Raw genomic sequence first — 20,671 nt, forward strand, 5'->3', positions numbered from 1 at the left:
TATGCGTCTGAGGATCTTCCTTGAGCCCCAACAGGGGGCCACCTACGAGGACCAGCTCACCGTCGCCAGGGCCGTCGAGGACCTGGGTTTCGACGCGCTGTTCAGGTCCGACCACTATCTGCACATGGGGGATCACGTCAGCGGCCTCCCCGGGCCCACCGACGCCTGGATCACTCTCGCCGGGCTCGCCCGGGACACCTCCCGCATCCGCCTGGGCACACTGATGACCGCGGCGACCTTCCGTCACCCCGCGCCCCTGGCGATCTCCGTCGCCCAGGTCGACCGCATGAGCGACGGCCGGGTGGAGTTCGGCTTCGGCTCGGGCTGGTTCGAGGAGGAGCACGCGGTCTACGGGATCCCCTTCCCCGCCACCGCCCGTGAGCGCTTCGACCGCTACGAGGAGCAGCTGGACATCATCACCGGCCTGTGGTCGACCCCGGTGGGGGAGACCTTCCGCTACGAGGGCGAGCACTACCGTCTGGCGGAGGGGCCCGCGCTGCCCAAGCCGCAGCAGGGCCCGCGTCCGCCGGTGCTGATCGGCGGCACCGGCCCCAAGCGCACGCCGCGCCTGGCCGCCAAGTACGCCGACGAGTACAACGTGCCCTTCAACTCGATCGAGGACACCTCGGCCGCCTTCGAGCGGACCCGGGCCGCGGTGCGGGCCTCGGGGCGCAGCGCGCCGATGGTCTACTCCGCCGCGCAGGTGCTCTGCGTGGGCAAGGACGAGGCCGAGGTGGCCCGGCGGGCCGAGCGGATCGGCCGCGAGGTCCCCGAGCTGCGGGAGAACGGCCTGGCGGGCACCCCCGACGAGCTGGTGGACAAGATCGGCCGCTTCGCCGAGGCGGGCGCCGAGCGCATGTACCTCCAGATGCTGGACATGTCCGACCTGGACCACCTGGAGCTGGTGGCCTCGCAGGTCGCGCCGCAGCTGGACTGATCCGAAGCCCCGAAAGGGGTTCAGTCGGGGGGCGGTCGCACACCGTTGGCGGCCGCCCGATAACTTGATATCGAGATACAAGTTAGATACCTTGACATCAAGATAACAGCGGGGTTCCCCTCGGCCCGCTCCCGGTTCGGGTGTGTGAAGTTGACCGCTTGAGCGCACCCGGTCCGGACAACGTGGGCGCCCGCTACCAGTGGGCCGCCCGGCCGGTGGCGAGTGGTGTCGCCGCAGGCCACGGCGGGCCTGACGGAGGCCGGGAGGCAGGCGGAGGTCACCCCCGCGGCCCTTCGCCCCCGGCAACCGGTCAGGGCGGCCTCAACAGGTCCCGCGTCCGCCCCATGGGGGAGGATGCTGGGAACGTAAGTGGCGAGATCAGGAGGCAGACACCGTGTCCGCGAACAGCTTCGGCGCCCGTGACACGTTGCGCGTTGGCGACGAGTCGTACGAGATCTTCCGTCTGGAGGCCGTGGAGGGCTCCAGGCGGCTTCCCTACAGCCTGAAGGTGCTGCTGGAGAACCTCCTGCGCACCGAGGACGGTGCGAACGTCACCGCCGACCACATCCGGGCCCTGGGCGGCTGGGACCCCAAGGCCCAGCCCAACCAGGAGATCCAGTTCACCCCCGCGCGGGTGATCATGCAGGACTTCACCGGCGTCCCCTGCGTCGTCGACCTCGCCACCATGCGCGAGGCCGTGCGCGACATGGGCGGCGACCCGGACAAGATCAACCCGCTCGCCCCCGCCGAGCTGGTGATCGACCACTCCGTCGTCGTCGACCTCTTCGGCCGCCCCGACGCCTTCGAGCGCAACGTCGAGATCGAGTACGAGCGCAACTACGAGCGCTACAAGTTCCTGCGCTGGGGCCAGACCGCCTTCGACGAGTTCAAGGTCGTCCCGCCCGGCACCGGCATCGTGCACCAGGCCAACATCGAGCACCTGGCGCGCGTCACCATGAGCCGCGGCGGCCAGGCCTACCCCGACACCTGCGTCGGCACCGACTCGCACACCACCATGCAGAACGGCCTGGGCATCCTGGGCTGGGGCGTGGGCGGCATCGAGGCCGAGGCCGCCATGCTCGGCCAGCCGATCTCCATGCTCATCCCGCGCGTGGTCGGCTTCAAGCTGACCGGTGAGCTCCAGCCCGGCACCACCGCCACCGACCTGGTGCTCACCATCACCGAGATGCTGCGCCAGCACGGCGTGGTCGGCAAGTTCGTCGAGTTCTACGGCGAGGGCGTGGCCTCCGTGCCGCTGGCCAACCGCGCCACCATCGGCAACATGAGCCCGGAGTTCGGCTCCACCGCCGCGATCTTCCCGATCGACGACGAGACCATCCGGTACATGAAGCTGACCGGCCGCTCCGAGCAGCAGGTGGCCCTGACCGAGGCCTACGCCAAGGCCAACGGCTTCTGGCACGACCCGGCCAACGAGCCCGAGTTCTCCGAGTACCTGGAGCTCGACCTGGCCGAGGTGGTCCCCTCCATCGCCGGCCCCAAGCGCCCGCAGGACCGCATCGCGCTGTCGGAGGCCAAGAGCACCTGGCGCCACGACGTGCGCAACTACGTCGAGGACAGCACCGACGAGGCGGGCGAGGAGTCCTTCCCGGCCTCGGACGCCCCGTCCCAGACCGCCAACGGCGCCCGTCCGCACAAGGCCGTCAAGGTCACCATGGCCGACGGCACCGAGACCGAGATCGACCACGGCGCCGTGGTGATCGCCGCGATCACCTCCTGCACCAACACCTCCAACCCCTCGGTCATGCTGGGCGCCGCCCTGCTGGCCAAGAAGGCGGTGGAGAAGGGCCTGACCCGCAAGCCGTGGGTCAAGACCTCCATGGCCCCGGGCTCCAAGGTCGTCACCGACTACTACGAGCGCTCCGGCCTGACCCCGTACCTGGACAAGCTGGGCTTCAACCTGGTCGGCTACGGCTGCACCACCTGCATCGGCAACTCCGGCCCGCTGCCGGAGGAGATCTCCCAGGCCGTCCAGGACAACGACCTGGCCGTCACCGCGGTCCTGTCCGGCAACCGCAACTTCGAGGGCCGGATCAACCCGGACGTGAAGATGAACTACCTGGCCTCGCCGCCGCTGGTGGTCGCCTACGCGCTGGCCGGGTCGCTGGACGTGGACATCACCACGGAGCCGCTGGGCATCGACAAGGACGGCGAGCCCGTCTTCCTGGCCGACATCTGGCCCAGCGCCGAGGAGATCCAGCAGGTCATGGACTCCGCGATCGCCTCGGACATGTACGAGTCCGCGTACTCGGACGTGTTCGCCGGCGACGAGCGCTGGCGCTCGCTGCCCACCCCGACGGGCAACACCTTCGAGTGGGAGGGCGAGTCGACCTACGTCCGCAAGCCCCCCTACTTCGAGGGCATGGAGACCACCCCGGCCCCGGTCACCGACATCACCGGCGCCCGGGTGCTGGCCAAGCTGGGCGACTCGGTCACCACCGACCACATCTCCCCGGCCGGCGCCATCAAGCCGGGCACCCCCGCGGCCGAGTACCTCAAGGCCAACGGTGTGGAGCGCCGCGACTTCAACTCCTACGGTTCGCGCCGCGGCAACCACGAGGTGATGATCCGGGGCACGTTCGCCAACATCCGCCTGCGCAACCAGATCGCGCCGGGCACTGAGGGCGGCTACACCCGCGACTTCACCCAGCCCGAGGGCCCGGTGTCGTTCATCTACGACGCCGCGCGCAACTACGCCGAGCAGGGTACGCCGCTGGTCGTCCTGGGCGGCAAGGAGTACGGTTCCGGCTCCTCGCGCGACTGGGCGGCCAAGGGCACCAGCCTGCTGGGCGTGCGCGCGGTCATCACCGAGTCCTACGAGCGCATCCACCGCTCGAACCTGATCGGGATGGGCGTCCTGCCCCTCCAGTTCCCCGAGGGCCAGTCCGCCGACTCCCTCGGCCTGACCGGCGAGGAGACCTTCTCCATCACCGGCGTGACCGAGCTGAACGAGGGCGTCACCCCGGCCACGGTGAAGGTCAGCACCGACACCGGCGTGGAGTTCGACGCCGTGGTGCGCATCGACACCCCCGGTGAGGCCGACTACTACCGCAACGGCGGCATCCTGCAGTACGTGCTGCGCCAGCTGATCGCCAAGTAGGCGGGTCCGCGCGCGGGTGGACCCGTGCGCGGACGCCCCACGCGGCTTCGCGGGGCCGCCACCGTCCGAGGGACGGTGGCGGCCCCGTTCGCGTTCTTCCCCTCCTCCGGAAGGTAACGAAAAGGTATAGCCATCGCGGTTTGCCCGCGTCGGCTCGGGTAGCGGCACGGGTAGGGAACGAACGCAACCTACGGCGAAGGAACCGGATCAATGTCAGAGATCATCGAGACGGTGGAGGTCGACGTCCCGGTCACCGCCGCCTACGCCCAGTGGACGCGGTTCGAGGAGTTCCCCTCCTTCATGGAGGGGGTCGACAAGGTCGTCCGCACCGGTGAAGGGCACATGCTCTGGACCATCGAGATCGGTGGCCAGAAGAGGGAGTTCGAGGCCGTGGTCACCGAACAGGTCCCCGGGGAGCGGATCGCCTGGAAGACCACGGACGGCACGACCCACGCGGGGGTGGTGACCTTCCACCGCCTGTCCGACACCAGCAGCAGGATCACCCTCCAGCTCAAGACCGTCCCGGAGGGCGTGGTCGAACAGCTCGGGGACAAGCTCGGGCTGGTCAAGACCCGCGCCAAGGGCGACATGAAGCGCTTCAAGGCCTTCGTCGAGCCCGGCCGGGAGAACCCGACCGGCTGACGCCGGGCCCGGGTCAGGAGCTGGTCCCGGTCCCCCGCAGCCGAGGAGGCCGCGGGGGACCGTCCCGTGTCCGGGGCGGGACCGTCCCGGACGTCGAGGTGTCCGTTCCGTCCCGGACACGCGGACTCCCGGCGCCGCCGTGCGGCGCCGGGAGTCGTCCCTCGCGTCCTGTGTGTCAGTGGCTGCCACTGCTGACGCTGGAGTGGTAGGCCCCGTGGGGTCCGGCGTGCGACCAGGAGTGGTAGTACCAGCTGTGGCCGTGCCCGTGGCCGTGGCCGCTGCCCGACTTGACCACGTAGCTGTACGCACCGTCTCCACCGGCCCCCGACCAGCTGGACGAGTAGTAGCTGTCCGCCGAGGCCAGGGCCGGAGCCCCGAGCGCCAGGACGGGTGCGGCGACGACGGTGAACGCGAAGCGGCGCAGGGTCTTCCTCTGCATGGTGGTGGGTTCCCTTCGAAGCTCGGTGCGGGGAACGGCCGTGAGCGTGCCCCGCCTCCAGCCGCACCGTCGGCGCGGTGCTGGACGCGTGACATCGCCGGACTACGTCCCTTTCGTCCTTTTTGTCTTCTTTGTTCATCCTGACGCCGGGGCGGCCCAAGAGGGAACACTGGGGATCTGCGCAAACATCAAAATCGGGATGTCGCGCCCCGCGTGCCTTCGAGGCGCCGCCGGGGAGCCGGGTCGGCGGCGGCATCCGCGCGCTGGCGCGGGTTCCGCTCGGCGGGACGTGCGGGAGCGTCCTCGGGGGCGCCCGAAAGGGGGCTCGCGGCGGCGTCGGGGGGTAAACCCCGGACATCTCACCACCACCGGGGTCCCACGTGGGCCCCGCGTGCCCGGGTCGGTCCCTCGGGCGCCGCGCGGGATCGAAGCCGCCGGTGGGCGGCCCCGCGCGTCAGGGTCGGACCGTCCCGGGCGCCGAGGCCTTCGCCCGGTCGCGGACACACGAACTCCCGGCGCCGCCGTGCGGCACCGGGAGCCGTCATCGTGAGCCTGCGACCCTAGCCGGCGCCGCTCTCCGTGCTGGAGGAGTAGGCACCGCCCTCGCCGGCGACGTTGAAGGACTCCTCGAACCAGGACTTGCCGTCACCGGCGAAGGCCTCGAGCTCGTAGTTGTACGCCCCGTGGGAGTTGGCGCCGCTGGACTCCACCTCGTAGTACGCGTCCGCCGAGGCCAGAGCCGGTGCTCCGAACGCCAGGGCGGGTGCGGCGACGGCCGTGATCGCGATGCGGCGCAGGGTCTTCTTCTGCATGACAGTGGGTTTCCCTTCGTGGCTTGGTGCGGGGAACTCCGACGCCGTGCGGGCGGTCGCAGGTCGGCGCTGTCCGCGAGGTGCGAAAGCGCGTGGAACCACCGGGCGTTCTCCCCGCTTCCCAGCCTGCGGCCGGACGGGCCAAGGGGGAACACCAGAAAGCTGACTAAACTCCAAAATCGGGACATTCAGCAAAAAAGCGTGTGCGGAGCGTACCGAAGCCGCCGGTCGCGGCGTCCGGATCCCCTGCGGGACGGGGCCTCCCGGTCTTCCCGACCCGTCCGCGTCCGCCGCCGGGGACCGGTCCCACCCCGGCTGATGTCCGTAAACCTCCGCTATGCTCACCGCATGCCCGGCCCCACCAGCCCCCTCCTCCGGCTCATGCCGGCCGTCGTCCTCCCGGCGCTGCTGATCCTCCTTCCGGTCCTCGGAGCCGTCCCCGCCTCGGCGCAGCCCGAGCCCGGAACCGGGACCCGCGAGGAGCGTGTGACCCCCGCGGAGCACTACGCCGCCCTGCTGGCCGAACAGCCCGAGGGCGCCGCCGTGGTCGTGGACGACGCCCTGGCCGGCCGCTACGACCTGGAGGAGCTGGAGGCCGACCTCCACGACTCCTTCGGCGCCCTGGACGTGCCCTACCACGTCGTCGCCAGCCCCTTCCCCGGCACCGAGCCGCGGTGGGGAGGGGACATGCTGCCCGCCCTGATCGACCGGGTCGGCGCGGAGGGCCTCTACGTCCTGCTCCAGCCCGACAGCGTTCCCCTGGCCCGGGCCGCGGGCGTGGACCTGCCGGTGGACGCCGCCATCGACGCGGTGCGCTACTCCTCCGAGCTGGACTACTACGGCGCCCCGCTCGACGAGGTCGCCGACGCCTTCACGGCGGCCCTGACCGACCCGGACGCGCAGGCCACGGCCGACCGCCTCCGGCAGGAGTACTCCGCGGAGCAGGACGCCTACCGGAGCCCCACGGCCTGGGAGGAGTTCCTGGAGGACCTGGACCCGACCGCGTCGGTCGGGCCCAGCAACCTCGGCTTCCTGGTCAGCACCGCGACCGGCGCGCTGCTCACCCTGTCCCTCTTCCACGTGTGGTGGACACGCCGCCGGGGCGGCAGCACGGTCGTCGCGGTCGCGGTCGCCGCGTTGTTCGGACTGGCCCTGCCCGCCGCCGGTGTGGCCGGAGCCCTGTACTACATGGACAGCGTGCCCCTGGGCGCGAGCGAACGCCCCGACCCCCTGGAGCAGGCCCGGTCGCAGCCGCCCTACGTGACCTCCACCGTGCGCGTGGAACGGGTGGTGGACGGGCTCGGCGGCGGCCCCCTCTACGTGGACCCCCTGAGCCCGCTGTCCCGCGAGGGGCTCGCGGACGTCGCCGAGCGCGCGGAGCGCTCCTCCGTCCCGGTGTACGCGGTCCTCCTGCCGATGGCCGACACCGACGAGAGCGAGGGCGACCCGGCGCGGTTCGCGCACGCGATGCGCCACGTCCTGGGCGAGGACGGCGTCTACGCGGTCATCACCCAGGAGTCCTACGAGGAGACGCCCGAGACGACCGTGCTCGCCTTCGGTACCGACCTGGACTCCTACTACCTGGGCCAGGCGTTGGACGAGGGCGCGGCCATAACCCCGGCGCAGGAGTTCGCCCTGCTGCTGGAGGCGGTGGAGGAGGTTCCGCGCGACCCGGAGGCGGGGGACCCGCCGCCTCCGTACGACAGCTCGGCGACCGTGCCCGAACCGCGGACGGTGCGCTTCTGGGAGGACTTCTGGGCCGGAGTGCTGTTCCTGGGCCCCGTCGTCGGCGCGCTCCTGCTGGGCGCGGTGCTGGGGACGGCGGCCCTGGTACGGGCTTCGCGCGTGCGGCGCCGAGTCCAGCCCTCCCCGCGGGCCCTGCGCCGCACGGCCGAGCGCGAGCGCGCGCGGCTGGCCGCCCTGGTCTCCTCCGACCGGGCCGGGCGCCTCCCCGTCTCGATGATGCCCCCCGTCGAGGCGGCGCTGATGGTCATGGACGCCGATCCCGACGACCTCGACCTGGTCGGCGTGGCGGTCGTCTCCCGCAGGGCGCACGCCGCCCTGGCGGACCCCGGTTCCGCCGAGACCTCCCCGTGCATGGTCAACCCCCTGCACGGCCCCGCCGAGGCGTTCGAACGCGCCGGGCCACGGGAGCGGCGGGGCCTGTTCCCCGTGTGCCGGGCGTGCGCCGACCTGACCGACCAGCAGCGCACGGCCGCCGTGCTGCGCGTGCGCGACGGCGCGGGGACGCGGCGGGACCACCTGTCGATGAACGAACGCGCGTGGGTCGAGTACCGCTTCGGGGCCAAGAACCCCGCGCGTATGGCCGAGAGGCTCCTGGAGGAGATCGATGCCCGCTGATTCCCCACCGGCCCGGTACGCGGCGCGGGCGCTGGCCGCGACCTGCGCCGTGCTGCTCCTGTACCCCGCGACCGGTGCCCTGGCCCAGGAGTCGGGCGCGCAGGACCCCGGCGCCCAGGGCCCGCAGGACCGCACCCAGGCCATCGCCGACGCGCTGGAGGAGTCGCCGGTCTACGTCGACCCCGCCTACGAGTCCGCCTTCCCGGCCGAGGACCAGGAGCGCGTCGCCGGGGTCATCGAGTCCTCCGACCTGGACCTGTACGTGATCGCGGTGCCCCTGACGTCCGGCGACGTCTGGAACGGGGACGCGGCCACGCTCGTGTCGGTCGTGCACGACCGCAGGGGCGGGGGCGAGGCGCACTACCTGGCCTACGACGAGGTGTCGGGGTTCCACGGGGAGGACTACGGTCCCGGTGTCCAGGAGGCGGCCCCCGCGCACCACGGGGCCCTGGCCGCCTCCTACGGGACGGACTTCGACGGCTCCATGCTCCAGCAGGCCGACGCGGCCGTGGAGGCCGCGCTGTCCGACGACCCGCGCGCGGCCTACGAGGCGGCCCTCCAGGCCTACGAGGAGGCCAACCCCCACATCACCGGCATGGGCGGGGGCGCCGGGCAGGGGAGCGGTCCGGGATCCGGCCCGCTGTTCGCGGTCGGGGCCGTCATCGCGGTCCTGCTCGCGATCCTGTTGGCGCTGTTCGTGCGCGGCCGCCTCACCGCACGCGTGGGCAGGCGCAGGGCGGCCTCCATCACCCAGCACGCGGCCTTCGACAACGCCGACCGCGCCCAGCTGGACTCCCTGGTCGAACAGGGCGAGCGCGACCTCATCGAGGTGGGCGAGCGCCTGAGCCGCATGGACGCGGACCAGGGGTCCGACACCAGGTCGGGCCAGAGCCTCCAGCGCGCCCTGGACGCCCGCTCCGCCGCCGCGGCGGTCCACGACCGGATGGCCGCCGAGGGGGCCACCCTGCCCGACGCCGTGGGCGTGCTCGTGCTGCTCGACATGGCCGAGGACGCGCTGGAGAGCGCGGCCGGGGGCGCGCGCTCCGCCGTCCGGCGCCGCCACTGCTACGCCAACCCGCTGCACGGCACGAACACCAAGGTGACGCCCTGGCGGGAGTTCGGCGGCACGCGCACCATCCGCGTCCCGCTGTGCGCCGACTGCGCCAAGGCCGTCCGCAACCGGGCGCGTCCCGTGGTCCTGCCCGCCGAGCACGAGGGCGCGCCGGTGCCCTACTACGAGGTGCCCGCGGAGGAGAGCGTGTGGGCCGCCACCGGCTACGGCACGCTCACCGACGACCTCGTCCAGCGCGTCCAGCGCGGCGACCACCGGCCCCGGGGGCGGGCCCGCTGACGGTCCGGCCGTGAGGCGGAGAGGTATTCGGACGGGCACGGGGAGAGAACGTTTCGCCCCCGCACGGCATCGGACCACAGGGAACGGGACTTCGGTGCCCGCCCATGTCCCCGGGTCCGGGCCGACCGAAACGTGGCTATAGTTCCCACGGGCCCGTCATGGGTCCGCCGGGGGAAGCGATGACGACGGATACGGGGTGGCCTGGTGGAGGACCAGCACGTCCAGAGGGGTAGCGGCGGGGCGGGTCAGCCCTCCGACCGCACGGCGGGGAAGTACCGGCTGGTGCGGTCGCTGGGGCGCGGCGGTTTCGGCGAGGTGTTCCTCGGAGAGGACCCCGACGGCGGTCGCGCCGCGGTCAAGATCCTGCACGCCAGCTGGGCGGGGGATCCGGAGATGCGCCGCCGCTTCAGCACCGAGGTCGAGCAGGCCCGGCGGGTGAGCGGGTTCTGCATCGCCGCGATCCTGGACGCCGACCCCGGGGCCGCCGAGCCGTGGATCGCCACCGAGTTCATCGACGGTCCCACGCTCCAGCGCGCCGTGGCCACCGCGGGCCCGCGCAGCGGCGTCGAACTGCACCGCCTGGCCGTCTCCACCGCCACCGCGCTGGCCGCGATCCACGCGGCCGGGGTCGTGCACCGCGACCTCAAACCCGACAACATCATGCTGGCCGCGGACGGGCCGCGCGTGATCGACTTCGGCATCGCCCGCGCGGTCGAGAGCACCTCGGTCACCGCCAGCGGTGTGGTGGGCACGATCGGGTACATGGCGCCCGAGCAGCTGGAGGGCATGCGGCTGACCTCGGCGGTGGACATCTTCTCCTGGGGGTCGGTGATCGTCTACGCCGCCACCGGGCACGAGGCCTTCCCCGGGCCGACCCAGGCCTCCCGCATCGCCCGCATCCTGGGCGGCGAGCCCGACCTCGGCCCCCTCACCGAGCCGCTGGCCGGGATCGTCCGCTCCTGCCTGGACAAGGACCCCGACCGCCGCCCCGACGCCACCACCCTGCTCAACCTGCTGATCTCCGCGCCCGCCGAGGGCACGGCCGCGCGTCCGGCGACGGGCGACGGCGGCACCCGGGTCCTGCCTCCGGCCGACGCGCGCACCCGGGTGGAGACCGACCCCACCCGCGTGGCCCCTCCGGTCCCGGTGGACCCGACCCGGGTCGCTCCCGCGGACACCGCGAGGGCGGACGCGACCCGCGCCTACACGCAGATGGCCTCGGGCGCCGCCGCGGCCGGTCTGGCGCCGCCGTCCGCGCCGTCGTACTCCACGACCCCGCCGCCCCACACCCCGCCGCCCCACACCCCGGCGTCCGGGGCGGGCGCGGTGAGCGGTCCCCACACCCCGCCGCCCTACTCCCGGGCGTTCGAGACGGGTGCGGTGAGCGGCCCCCACACCCCGCCGTACCGGTCGGGCGTGCCCCCGTACCACTTCCACGGCATCCGCTTCACCGACCCGGGCGAGCTGGCCGAGGCCATGCAGCAGAACTGGAGCGCGGCCGTCCAGGTCTTCAGCGACCCGGCCGAACGGGCGGCCCTGGGAGCCTGGCTCGTCAACGACCTCGGCGACACCACGGTGGACCGGTCCCTGTTCCGGGGACACGTCAACAACGACGCCAACCTGGCGCTGGCCTCGTTCGTCTCACAGCTGCGTCCCGACCTGCCGCCGATCTTCCGCGGCCGGGGCGCCACCGTGGCCGAGCTGGGCGAGATGTTCGACGACCCGCGCCCGCTGCTCACCGGTGCGCCCAAGGCCAACGAGATGGTCCTGATGGCCCGCCCGAGCGTGCTCAGGACCATGGGCGCCCACCACGGCGCCGACTCCGCCGACCTGATGCGGCTCGCCGATCAGCTCGACGAGGCCGAACGGGCCGCCAACGCCTTCCAGGAGCAGCTCACCGGAGAACTGGAGGGCTGGCGCGCGGCGCGCGTCAACGTGAGCGCCGCCCTCATCCTGGCCTTCCTGCTGCGCCCCGAGCGCCTGGTGCCGCCCGGCGACGGCGGCGACACGGGCCTGGGGGAGTGGGTGTCGATCCTCTGGGGCCGCGTCGAGAGCGCGCCGACGCCCGTCAGCGCCGGGTACGGGGCCGTGGTCTACGGCGCCCTGTCGACCATGCGGTCACTGGCCGAGCAGCGGCGGAGCTGGGAGACCCGGCACAACAAGGTCAGCGCCGACCACGCCGACCTGCGCCGCGGGGTCAGGCTCCAGGAGCGCCTGCTCCTGGGGCTGCGGCTCTGCCGGTTCGCCGTCTTCGGCATCCCCGCCGGTCTGCTCGTCGGGATGGCGGCGGGCAACGGTCTGGAGGGGCCCGCCGGTCTGCTCATGTCCGTGGGCCTGCTCGGTCTGGTCGGGGCCATCGCCCTGGAGGTGACCGTGCGGGTCGTCTCCGGCGGCGTGGCCCGGCGCAACCAGCGCTCCCAGGAGCTCAACGGCGCGGCGGCGCAGCTGCCGCAGCTGACGTCGGGGGTCGCGCGTATCCAGGGCGACCTGCGCAGGGCCAGGGAGATCTGCGGGCGGAGCTGATCCGCGCCGCGCGGACCGGACCCGGGCGCCCGCGCCGTGCGGTCCGCACCCGGGCCCGGCGCGGCCTCCGCCGCCCCGCGGAGCGGCCGTGCCAGAGTGGGGACCGTGCGCAGAGCAGGAGGCGGTCCGGGGCGTCCCGTGCGCCTGGGGGCGTTCCTGGGGTTCGTGGTCCTGCTCCAGTTCGGGTACCCGGTCACCCTCCACGGACCCGTCTGGACGGGGCTCTACCTGGTCGCCTACGTGGGAGTGGTGCTCTCCGGCGTCGTGCTGGTGCGCGGGGCGCACGACCGGATCGCCCCCACCGCCGCCACGGGCGCGGCGCTGCTCTGCTGCGCGGCCTGGGTCGGCGCGACGGGCGGCGGGGGCGCGGCGCTGGTGTCGATGTTCGCGGCGGGAGCGGCCTTCCAGCTCGCGCTCATGTACTTCCTGCTGCGGTTCGTCTACCGCCGGAGCCGGACCCACGAGCTGGAGATCGTCCTGGCGGCGGTGTGCGTCTACCTGCTGCTCGGCGGTCTGTTCACCACGGTGTTCGGCGCCCTGGAGAGCCTGTGGCCCGGGAGCTTCGCCGACTCCGCGCACCCGGGGGGCCGGGTCACCTGGCAGCAGTTCGTCTACTTCTCCTACGTCACGCTGGCCACCACGGGCTACGGTGACGTCGTGCCGGTCTCGGCGTGGGCGCGCTCGCTGTCCGCGGCCGAGGGCGTCGTGGGGACGCTGTTCCTGACCACGGTCGTGGCCCGCCTCGTCGGCGTCTTCACCGGCCCGCGCCGGGAGGAGGGCGGCGCGGTCACGGGTTGACCGGTCCGGCCCAGGGGCGCGGGGCGCCGGGGACGGCCAGGGAGTCCAGGCGGGCGGCGATGGCGGCGCGCGCGGCGGCGTAGGGGGTCTCCAGGTCGTCCTCCAGCAGGGAGAACGAGTTGGCGGTCTCCATGAAGGCGCGCAGTTCGAAGGCCAGCAGCGCGGGGTCGGTCCCCTCGGAGAGCTCGCCCAGCTGGCGGGCGTCCTCCGCGGTGCGTGCGAGCAGGTCCCGCCACTGGCGGCTGCTCTCCCGCAGCGCGTCGCGGACGCGCCCGGGCCGGGACTCGAACTCGGCGATGGCGGTGTAGAACAGGCAGCCGCCCCGGAACACGCGCCCGCGCGAGTAGCCGATCCAGTCCACGCACAACCGCCACAGCCGCTCCACCCCGGGGCGCACCTCCAGGGCGTCGCGCACCACGTGCCGGACGAAGACGGCGCGTCCGGCCTCCAGGGTGGCCAGCTGCAACTCCTCCTTGGAACCGAAGTGGGCGAACACCCCGCTCTTGCTGACCCCGAGTTCCTTGGCGAGCCGTCCCAGGGAGAGGCCCTCCAGGCCCTCCACCGACGCCGTGTGCACCGCGTGCTCCAGCACGGCCCTGCGGGTCTGGTCGCCCCGTTGCAGCCGTCCGTCGGTCCGTGCGGTCATACGCGCCCTTCCCCCGGGTTTCGCCCGCAGGGGCGAAGAGTGAACGGTCGGTCGTTTACGTCATCAGGATACAAGCCTCTTGACGGAGGCGTCATGCCAAACAAATAATACGATCGTTCGTATAGTTTTATGATGCCAGTCTCCCCACCGGAAAGAGAGCCCCCCGTGAACACCACCCGTCTCGTCGGCCCGGCCCTCAACGCGGTCGCCGTGCCCGCCCCACGCCTGGCCGGCAGGCTGCTGCGCCGGCTGTGGTCCCACGCGGGCCGCCCGCGCGCCGTCGCCGCCGCCGACCTGGACCTGCACGAGCGGGCCCGCGTCCAGACCCTGCGGGTACGCGGATGGGAGGTGGCCGCCTACTCCTGGGGCGACGGCGCGCTCCCCGTCCTGCTCGTCCACGGCTGGAGGTCGCGCGCCTCCCGCTTCGCGCCGCTCGTCCGGCGGCTGCTCGACCTCGGCTACAGCCCCGTCTCCTGGGACGCGCCCGGTCACGGGGCCACACCCGGACCGGTGGGCACCATCCTGGACGCGCGCGAGATCATGGGCCTGCTCCAGTCCCGCCACGGGCGCTTCGCGGCCGTCGTCGCGCACTCCCTGGGCGCGCCCTTCGCCGCGCACGCCCTGCGCGAGGGGGTCGAGGCCGACCGGGCGGTCCTGGTGTCCGGGGTGTCGGACTTCGCCTTCACCGTCCACACCTTCGCCGCGGCGCTCGGCCTGGGCCCCCGCGCGGTCGCGGCCCTGCGCCGGGCGATCGAGGGGCACCACTTCGGGGGCGATCCGACCGTGTGGACCCGTTTCTCCGTGGGAGAGGGGACCGCCCTCACCCAGCCGCTCCTGCTGCTGCACGACGAGCACGACACCGTCGTCCCCACGGCGCAGTCGCACCTGACGCTGGCCGCCCACCACGGGCGCGCGCGCCTGGTCACCACCTCGGGCCTGGGGCACAGCGCGCTGCTCCGCGACCCGGCCGTGCTCGACGCCATCACCGGGTTCGTCCGTGAGCCCGGCGAACCGGCCCGGGGCGAGGGGGAGGTGCCGGGAGCGGTCGGGACCTGACCGCACCCGGCGGCCGGTCACCGGGCGGGGTTGGCGACCACCGCGTCGGCGTGCTCCCGGGGGCGGTCGCGCCGGTGGAACGCCTCCTCCTGCTCCGCCCACGTCCGCCGGTGCGGCGCGTAGACCGACGCGTCCCACCGGCCGTCCAGCCGCCGCGCGCGCTCGTCGTCGGGCGCCTCCACCCACACCAGCAGGTCCAGCAGGCCGCGCACGGCGGCGGCACCGGAACCGCCGCCCTCCACCACGAGGACCCCGCCCGCCGCCACGTCGCCGGGCAGCGCCGTCCACTCCCGCGCGAACGCCCCCCGCTCCCAGTCGTAGCGCCGCCAGGCCGCCCGCTCCCCGCGCGAGAGCGGGGCCAGGACCCACTCGCGCAGCAGCTCCGAGCCCTCCTCCAGGCCCCGCCACCCCGGGTAGAGGTCCTCCATGGTCAGCAGGGCCGCGGCCTCGCCCCGCCGGACCAGCGCCGAGCGCAGCGCGTCGGCCACCGTGCTCTTGCCCGCGCCCGAGCGGCCCTCGACCGCCACGGCGCGCGTTCGGCCCGGGGCCAGGGCGGGCGGCGGCACCGCCTCGGCCAGGAGGCCGGCCCACCCCGGCTCGGCGGTGCTGATGCGTGCTCTGCTCACCTTCGGACCCTAACGCGGCGGATGCGAAGTTCCAGCTTGCGTTCATTGCTTGTAGCATTCCTCGCAACAGCGCCGAAACGCGGCCACGAAAGCAGGGGGAGGGGCACCTGGTGACCGAGGCCGCCGCGACACCGGGATCACAGTCAGCCCTGCGCCGGGCCAACGAGCGGCGGGTCGTGGACGTGCTGCGCAGCGAGGGCACCCGAACCCAGGCCGAGCTGGCCCGGGCCACCGGCCTGTCCGCGGCCAGCGTCTCCAACATCGTCCGCGGCCTGCGCGCCGCCGGGACGGTCCTGGTGCGCGACACCTCCTCCAACGGCCGCCGGGCCAAGGCGATCACCCTCGTGCGCCAGCCCGGCGCGGTCGTGGCCGTGGACTTCGCCGCCGACAGCGTCCGCGTCGCGGTGGGCGACAGCGACGGCAACATGCTGGCCCGCGAGGAGATCGGCTACGACGTGGCCTCCGACGCCGAGCGCGGGGTGCGCCGCGCCGCCTGGCTGGCCGAGACCATCCTGCTGCGCAGCCGGGTCGACCGGGGCACCGTGTCCTCGGTGGTGGCCTCCATCCCGGGGCCGATCGACCCCGGCACCGGCGAGGTCGGCGGTATCTCCTGCCTGCCCCGCTGGGCGGGCTTTCGCCCCGCCAGGGAGCTGACCGAGCGGCTGGGCCTGGAGGTGCTGGCCGAGAACGACGCCAACCTCGCGGTCCTGGCCGAACAGCACCGGGGCGCGGGTGTGGGCGCCGAGCACGTGGTCCACCTGGTCCTCAACGACGGCGTGGGCGCGGGCATCATGATGTCGGGCCAGCTCTTCCGCGGCGCGGGCGGCACGGCCGGGGAGATCGGGCACATCGCGCTGGACCCGCGCGGGCACGTGTGCCGCTGCGGCAACCGGGGCTGCCTGGAGACCTTCGTCGGCGCGAGCTACCTGCTGGACATGCTGCCGCAGAACACCGACGTGGCCCGCGGCCCCGACCCCGTCCGGATCCCGGACATGGTGGCCGCGGCGCTGGAGGGCGACCCCGGCAGCCGCCGCATCATCGCCGAGGCGGGCACCGCGCTGGGCCAGGGCACCGCGATCGTGGCCAACCTGTTCAACCCGGACCGGGTCGTCGTGGGAGGGGAGCTGGCCCAGGCTGGTGACCTGCTGCTGGACCCGATGCGCCGGTCGATGGAGCTGGGCTCGCTGAGCAGCGCCCTGGACCGGCTCGAACTGGTGCCGAGCGCGCTGGGCAGGGACGCCTCGCTGTACGGGGCGCTGCGCATGGCCGCCCAACAGGCGAGCTGAACAGTCCGAGACCTGGTTTCCGGTACCACCGGTGACGCGGAGGCGCCACGCGGTGGCACCGCGTTCCCGTGACGGGGGAGCGCGGGCCCCCGGCGGGACCCGCGGCAGGTCGGACGGCGGGCGGCCCCCGGGCCCGACGGGGCGCGCACGTAGGCTGACGAGGCGGCGAACACCGAGGTCAGTGCCGGAACGGGCCGTCACTCGGTAAAAACCGAAACTCCTTCACGTGAGCTCACACGACCAGAACCCCGCTCTGGCCTGGGTTTTCCGTGATTTCACGCTCTGAACGCAAGGCCCGTGATGTTTCGGTTATGTGTTCAGGAGTTGACGGCAAGGTGGCGGCGGGGTTTGACTTCACTCCACCACTCGCGAGTTCCACCGCCCCATCCCCCGTCATGAGAGGTACCCAGCGTTGAACGCACGACGCTTCACACCGCGGCACACGGCTGCCGGCTTCGCCGCCGCGGGAGCCGCTCTCGCCCTCCTCGTCTCCGGTTGCGGCTCGCTCACGACCACCGGCGGCGAGGCCGAGCAGGAGACCCACACCGTGGAGGAGGGCTTCCACGTCGGACTGCTCCTGCCCGACCTGCACACGGCCCGCTACGAGGCCTTCGACCGTCCCTTCTTCGAGGAGGCGATGGGCGAACTGTGCCCCAACTGCGAGATCTCCTACGCCAACGCGGACCAGTCCGTGAGTGAGCAGCAGACCCAGGCCCAGGCCATGCTGACCGACGGTGTGGACGTGCTGGTCCTGGACCCGGTGGACGCCGCCGCGGCGGCCGGGACGGTCAACGAGGCCAAGTCCCAGGGCGTGCCCGTGATCGCCTACGACCGCCTCGCCGAGGGCGGCGCGGACATGTACGTCTCCTTCGACAACAACCGCGTCGGCCAGGTCCAGGCCGAGTCGCTGCTGGAGGCCCTGGAGGAGGAGGGCACCACCGGTGACGGCTCGATCGTGGTCATGCACGGCTCGCCCACCGACCCCAACGCCGCCAGCTTCAAGGCCGGGGCCATGGGGGTCTTCGAGGACCAGATCGATGTCGGCCAGGAGTTCGACACCCCCGAGTGGTCGCCGGACGAGGCCAACGCCCAGATGGAGGGCGCCATCACCTCCCTGGGCCTGGACGAGATCACCGGCGTCTACGCCGCCAACGACGGCATCGCCTCCGGTGTCATCTCCGCCCTGCGCAGCGCGGGCGTGAGCGTGGAGGACCTGCCCCCGGTGACCGGACAGGACGCCGAGCTCGCGGGTATCCAGCGCATCATCGCCGGTGAGCAGTACATGACCGTCTACAAGGCGATCCAGCCCGAGGCGCAGGTCGCCGCAGCCATGGCCGTCGGCCTGGCCACCGGCGAGGACCCCGAGCTGGGCGAGCACACGCTCACCGAGGTCGAGGACGGAGGCGGCGAGACCGTCCCCGCCGTCCTGCTGGAGCCGATCGCGGTCACCGCGGAGAACGTCGGCGACACGGTCGTCTCGGACGGGATCTACAGCATCGAGGAGATCTGCACCGACGACTACGCCGACACGGACTTCTGCCAGGAAGCCCTGTAGAGCCGGTGCGGACGTTCCGGGCCCGGAACGGCGGGGCGCCCCGCCGCCCCGCCGTCCCAGGCCAGGGCGAGAGAAGAGAAGCGAACGCATGAGCACACCAGTCCTGGAACTGTCCGGGATCTCCAAGACCTTCGGCGCCGTCCGCGCCCTGAGCGACGTCGACTTCCACGTCGGCGAGGGCGAGGTCGTCGCCCTGCTCGGCGACAACGGCGCCGGCAAGTCCACGCTGGTCAAGGTCATCTCCGGAGCGCACCCCGCCGACAGCGGCGGTGTCATCACCTGGGACGGCAAACCGGTCAGCATCAACGCCCCCTCCGACGCCCAGCGCCTGGGGATCGCCACCATCTACCAGGACCTCGCCCTGTGCGACAACCTGGACATCGTCGGCAACCTCTTCCTGGGCAACGAGAAACTGCACTTCCCGGGCACCCTCGACGAGGTCGAGATGGAGGGCCGGGCCATGGAGCTGCTGGACTCGCTGTCCGTGCGCATCCCCAGCCTGCGCGTCCCGGTGGCCTCCCTCTCCGGCGGCCAGCGCCAGATCATCGCCATCGCCCGCTCCCTGCTGGGCAAGCCGCGCGTGGTGATGCTCGACGAGCCCACCGCCGCCCTGGGCGTCGCCCAGACCGCCCAGGTCCTCGACCTCATCGAGCGCCTGCGCGACCAGGGCCTGGGCGTACTGCTGATCAGCCACAACATGGCCGACGTGCGCGCGGTGGCCGACCGCGCCGTGGTCCTGCGCCTGGGCCGCAACGCCGGGGACTTCCCCGTCGCGGAGACCAGCTACGAGGAGATCGTGGCCGCCATCACCGGTGCCGCCGACAACCCGGTCAGCCGCCGCTCCGAGCGCACCGGCGCCTCGGCCCTGGCCACGGAGGACAAGTGATGACCCAGCAGACCCCCGTCTCCAAGGCGCCCGCCACGGGTGCTGGCGGCTCCGCCGAGTCCAAGCGCGACCCGCGCCTGCTGACCACGGCGGCCTCGCCCAAGGGCTGGCTCGACGCCCTGCGCCGCAACCTGCGCGGCGGCGAACTGGGCCCGATCCCCGTGGTCGTCGGCCTGATCCTCATCGCCGTCGTCTTCCAGTCGGCCAACGACCGGTTCCTGTCGCCGCAGAACCTGTCCAACCTGACGGTGCAGATCGCCGCCATCGGCCTGATGACCACCGGCGTTATCATGGTCCTGCTGCTCGGCGAGATCGACCTGTCCATCGGCTCGGTCGCCGGACTGGCCGCCGCGGTCCTGGGCGTGCTGGCCGTCAAACAGGGCGTCTCGGAATGGCTCGCGATCGGCGCGGCCCTGGCCGTCGGCCTCGTGGTGGGCCTGCTCCACGGCGTCGTCTTCGCCAAACTCGGGGTACCGGCCTTCGTGGTCACCCTCGCCGGACTGCTGGGCTGGCAGGGCCTGCACCTGTACCTGATGGGCGCAGACGGCACCATCAACACCAGCCCGAGCGGGCCGATCTCGCTGCTGACGCAGACCTTCTTCGTCCCGGTGGTGGGCTGGGCGCTCGCCGTCCTGGCCGTCGTCCTGTACGTGGTCTCCGTGGCGGCGGTGGAGCGGCGCAGGCGCCAGGCCAACCTGCCCTACAAGCCCTGGACCGAGATCCTCTTCCGGGCGGCCCTGCTGTTCGTGCCGATCCTGGTCGCGGTGTGGGTGCTCAACCAGTACAAGGGCGTGCCGCTGGCCTTCCTGATCTTCGTGGGCTTCGTGGTCGTGCTCGACCTGGTCCTGCGCAAGACCCGCTACGGCCGCATGGTCTACGCCGTCGGCGGCAACGCCGAGGCGGCGCGCCGCGCCGGCATCAACGTGGACATGATCCGCATCTCGGTGTTCGGGATCGCCTCCGCCCTGGCCGCCCTGGGCGGGATCATGCTGACCTCGCGCAACTTCGCGGCGAGCGTGGCCACCGGCGGCGGCGAGGAGCTGATGATGGCCATCGCCGCCGCGGTCATCGGCGGCACCAGCCTCTTCGGCGGGCGCGGCAACGCCTACTCCGCCCTGCTGGGCGGCCTGGTCCTGGGCGCGATCACCTCCGGCCTGCTGCTGCTCCAGATGGACACCTCGGTCCGGTTCATGATCACCGCCGCCGTCCTGCTGATCGCGGTCATCCTGGACTCGGTCTCCCGCCGGGGACGCAAGACCCACGCCAGGGGAGGCGCCTGACCGGCACGGCGACACGAGCCACCCCCGGGCGGCGGACGGCGCCCACTCCCCGCCGTCCCCGCCCCCCTCCCGCCCGGTCCGGCGCCCCAGGCGCCGGGCCGGGCCCTCGTGCCGCCCGCCGTGCCCGGTGCCGCCGCCCCTGCCCGCGCGGGCCGGGAACGAGGGGTCCGGGCGCGGGGCGAGCCGCTGCCTGGGCAGGGCGCCGACCACTCTTCGAGGGCTCCCGTGCGCGGAGGGAGGGCCCCGAAACCGAGGGTGGTGAAGGGCCTCCGGAAGGCGCTGCTAGCTTCGCGGGAGAGACCACCGGGCCGCGCCGCGGGGCGCGTTCGCCGTGCCTTGCGGCCGGTCCGCCACG

16 protein-coding genes are annotated in these 20,671 nt (G+C 73.0%); 12 read left to right on the forward strand and 4 right to left on the reverse strand.

Annotated elements, in window-relative coordinates; genetic code table 11:
* Position 1: 1 nt before the first annotated feature.
* The 3 genes from G011_RS0109695 to G011_RS0109705 all read left to right on the forward strand — a co-directional run bounded on the left by G011_RS0109695 (position 2) and on the right by G011_RS0109705 (position 4,697).
* Positions 2–937 (forward strand): LLM class F420-dependent oxidoreductase, encoded by a 936-nt coding sequence (locus G011_RS0109695; protein ID WP_019608288.1) that lies wholly within the window; start codon positions 2–4, stop codon positions 935–937.
* Between the two features lie 394 nt (positions 938–1,331).
* Entirely contained in the window at positions 1,332–4,055 is a 2,724-nt protein-coding gene (acnA, locus tag G011_RS0109700) for an aconitate hydratase AcnA (protein WP_019608289.1), read from the forward strand.
* 210 nt (positions 4,056–4,265) lie between these two features.
* The gene (locus G011_RS0109705; protein WP_019608290.1) at positions 4,266–4,697 is read left to right on the forward strand and encodes an SRPBCC family protein; all 432 of its coding nucleotides are present in this window, start codon (positions 4,266–4,268) and stop codon (positions 4,695–4,697) included.
* Positions 4,698–4,872: 175 nt separating this feature from the next.
* On the opposite strand, the gene G011_RS0109710 is transcribed toward G011_RS0109705, so the two are convergent.
* Positions 4,873–5,136 (reverse strand): hypothetical protein, encoded by a 264-nt coding sequence (locus G011_RS0109710; protein ID WP_019608291.1) that lies wholly within the window; start codon positions 5,134–5,136, stop codon positions 4,873–4,875.
* A 560-nt stretch (positions 5,137–5,696) separates the two neighbouring features.
* Positions 5,697–5,948: a hypothetical protein gene (locus tag G011_RS0109715; protein WP_019608292.1), complete on the reverse strand. Its 252-nt coding sequence runs from the start codon at positions 5,946–5,948 to the stop codon at positions 5,697–5,699.
* A 348-nt stretch (positions 5,949–6,296) separates the two neighbouring features.
* Here G011_RS0109715 and G011_RS0109720 point away from each other — a divergent pair, with 348 nt between their 5' ends.
* The 4 genes from G011_RS0109720 (at position 6,297) to G011_RS0109735 (ending at position 12,981) form a co-directional block, all read left to right on the forward strand.
* Positions 6,297–8,309 (forward strand): hypothetical protein, encoded by a 2,013-nt coding sequence (locus G011_RS0109720; RefSeq protein WP_019608293.1) that lies wholly within the window; start codon positions 6,297–6,299, stop codon positions 8,307–8,309.
* The gene (locus G011_RS0109725; protein ID WP_019608294.1) at positions 8,299–9,660 is read left to right on the forward strand and encodes a hypothetical protein; all 1,362 of its coding nucleotides are present in this window, start codon (positions 8,299–8,301) and stop codon (positions 9,658–9,660) included. The genes G011_RS0109720 and G011_RS0109725 overlap by 11 nt, the downstream gene beginning before the upstream one ends.
* Positions 9,661–9,864: 204 nt before the next feature.
* On the forward strand, positions 9,865–12,183 hold the full coding sequence (locus G011_RS0109730; RefSeq protein ID WP_026338176.1) for a serine/threonine-protein kinase: 2,319 nt from the start codon (positions 9,865–9,867) through the stop codon (positions 12,181–12,183).
* A gap of 105 nt (positions 12,184–12,288) precedes the next feature.
* On the forward strand, positions 12,289–12,981 hold the full coding sequence (locus G011_RS0109735) for a potassium channel family protein (RefSeq protein WP_231391412.1): 693 nt from the start codon (positions 12,289–12,291) through the stop codon (positions 12,979–12,981).
* On the opposite strand, the gene G011_RS0109740 is transcribed toward G011_RS0109735, so the two are convergent.
* Entirely contained in the window at positions 12,971–13,627 is a 657-nt protein-coding gene (locus G011_RS0109740) for a TetR/AcrR family transcriptional regulator (RefSeq protein WP_019608296.1), read from the reverse strand. The two genes, G011_RS0109735 and G011_RS0109740, sit on opposite strands and share 11 nt — an antisense overlap.
* A gap of 165 nt (positions 13,628–13,792) precedes the next feature.
* On the opposite strand from G011_RS0109740, the gene G011_RS29650 reads away from it, so the two are divergent.
* Complete coding sequence (locus tag G011_RS29650; protein WP_019608297.1) at positions 13,793–14,683, forward strand: alpha/beta hydrolase; 891 nt, start codon at positions 13,793–13,795, stop codon at positions 14,681–14,683.
* A gap of 17 nt (positions 14,684–14,700) precedes the next feature.
* On the opposite strand, the gene G011_RS0109750 is transcribed toward G011_RS29650, so the two are convergent.
* Positions 14,701–15,309 (reverse strand): uridine kinase, encoded by a 609-nt coding sequence (locus tag G011_RS0109750; protein WP_019608298.1) that lies wholly within the window; start codon positions 15,307–15,309, stop codon positions 14,701–14,703.
* 110 nt (positions 15,310–15,419) lie between these two features.
* Here G011_RS0109750 and G011_RS0109755 point away from each other — a divergent pair, with 110 nt between their 5' ends.
* The 4 genes from G011_RS0109755 (at position 15,420) to G011_RS0109770 (ending at position 20,316) form a co-directional block, all read left to right on the forward strand.
* Positions 15,420–16,595, forward strand: coding sequence for an ROK family transcriptional regulator (locus G011_RS0109755; RefSeq protein ID WP_019608299.1), 1,176 nt, complete (start codon positions 15,420–15,422; stop codon positions 16,593–16,595).
* Between the two features lie 412 nt (positions 16,596–17,007).
* The gene (locus tag G011_RS0109760) at positions 17,008–18,150 is read left to right on the forward strand and encodes a sugar ABC transporter substrate-binding protein (protein WP_019608300.1); all 1,143 of its coding nucleotides are present in this window, start codon (positions 17,008–17,010) and stop codon (positions 18,148–18,150) included.
* A gap of 88 nt (positions 18,151–18,238) precedes the next feature.
* A complete protein-coding gene (locus G011_RS0109765; RefSeq protein ID WP_017564314.1) occupies positions 18,239–19,036 on the forward strand; it encodes an ATP-binding cassette domain-containing protein in 798 nt (265 codons plus the stop codon).
* A complete protein-coding gene (locus G011_RS0109770) occupies positions 19,036–20,316 on the forward strand; it encodes a sugar ABC transporter permease (protein ID WP_013153869.1) in 1,281 nt (426 codons plus the stop codon). Before G011_RS0109765 ends, G011_RS0109770 begins: the two co-directional genes overlap by 1 nt.
* Positions 20,317–20,671 lie beyond the last annotated feature (355 nt).

This window comes from Nocardiopsis sp. CNS-639 (assembly GCF_000381685.1).
In the GTDB taxonomy this organism is placed as follows: domain Bacteria; phylum Actinomycetota; class Actinomycetes; order Streptosporangiales; family Streptosporangiaceae; genus Nocardiopsis; species Nocardiopsis dassonvillei.

What these genes read in the sequence shown, in the direction of transcription:
- G011_RS0109695 (WP_019608288.1), top strand. Translation starts at nt 2, where the DNA reads ATGCGTCTGAGGATCTTCCTTGAGCCCCAACAGGGGGCCACCTACGAG.
- G011_RS0109705 (WP_019608290.1), top strand. Translation starts at nt 4,266, where the DNA reads ATGTCAGAGATCATCGAGACGGTGGAGGTCGACGTCCCGGTCACCGCC.
- G011_RS0109710 (WP_019608291.1), bottom strand. Translation starts at nt 5,136, where the DNA reads ATGCAGAGGAAGACCCTGCGCCGCTTCGCGTTCACCGTCGTCGCCGCA.
- G011_RS0109715 (WP_019608292.1), bottom strand. Translation starts at nt 5,948, where the DNA reads ATGCAGAAGAAGACCCTGCGCCGCATCGCGATCACGGCCGTCGCCGCA.
- G011_RS0109720 (WP_019608293.1), top strand. Translation starts at nt 6,297, where the DNA reads ATGCCCGGCCCCACCAGCCCCCTCCTCCGGCTCATGCCGGCCGTCGTC.
- G011_RS0109725 (WP_019608294.1), top strand. Translation starts at nt 8,299, where the DNA reads ATGCCCGCTGATTCCCCACCGGCCCGGTACGCGGCGCGGGCGCTGGCC.
- G011_RS0109740 (WP_019608296.1), bottom strand. Translation starts at nt 13,627, where the DNA reads ATGACCGCACGGACCGACGGACGGCTGCAACGGGGCGACCAGACCCGC.
- G011_RS0109765 (WP_017564314.1), top strand. Translation starts at nt 18,239, where the DNA reads ATGAGCACACCAGTCCTGGAACTGTCCGGGATCTCCAAGACCTTCGGC.
- G011_RS0109770 (WP_013153869.1), top strand. Translation starts at nt 19,036, where the DNA reads ATGACCCAGCAGACCCCCGTCTCCAAGGCGCCCGCCACGGGTGCTGGC.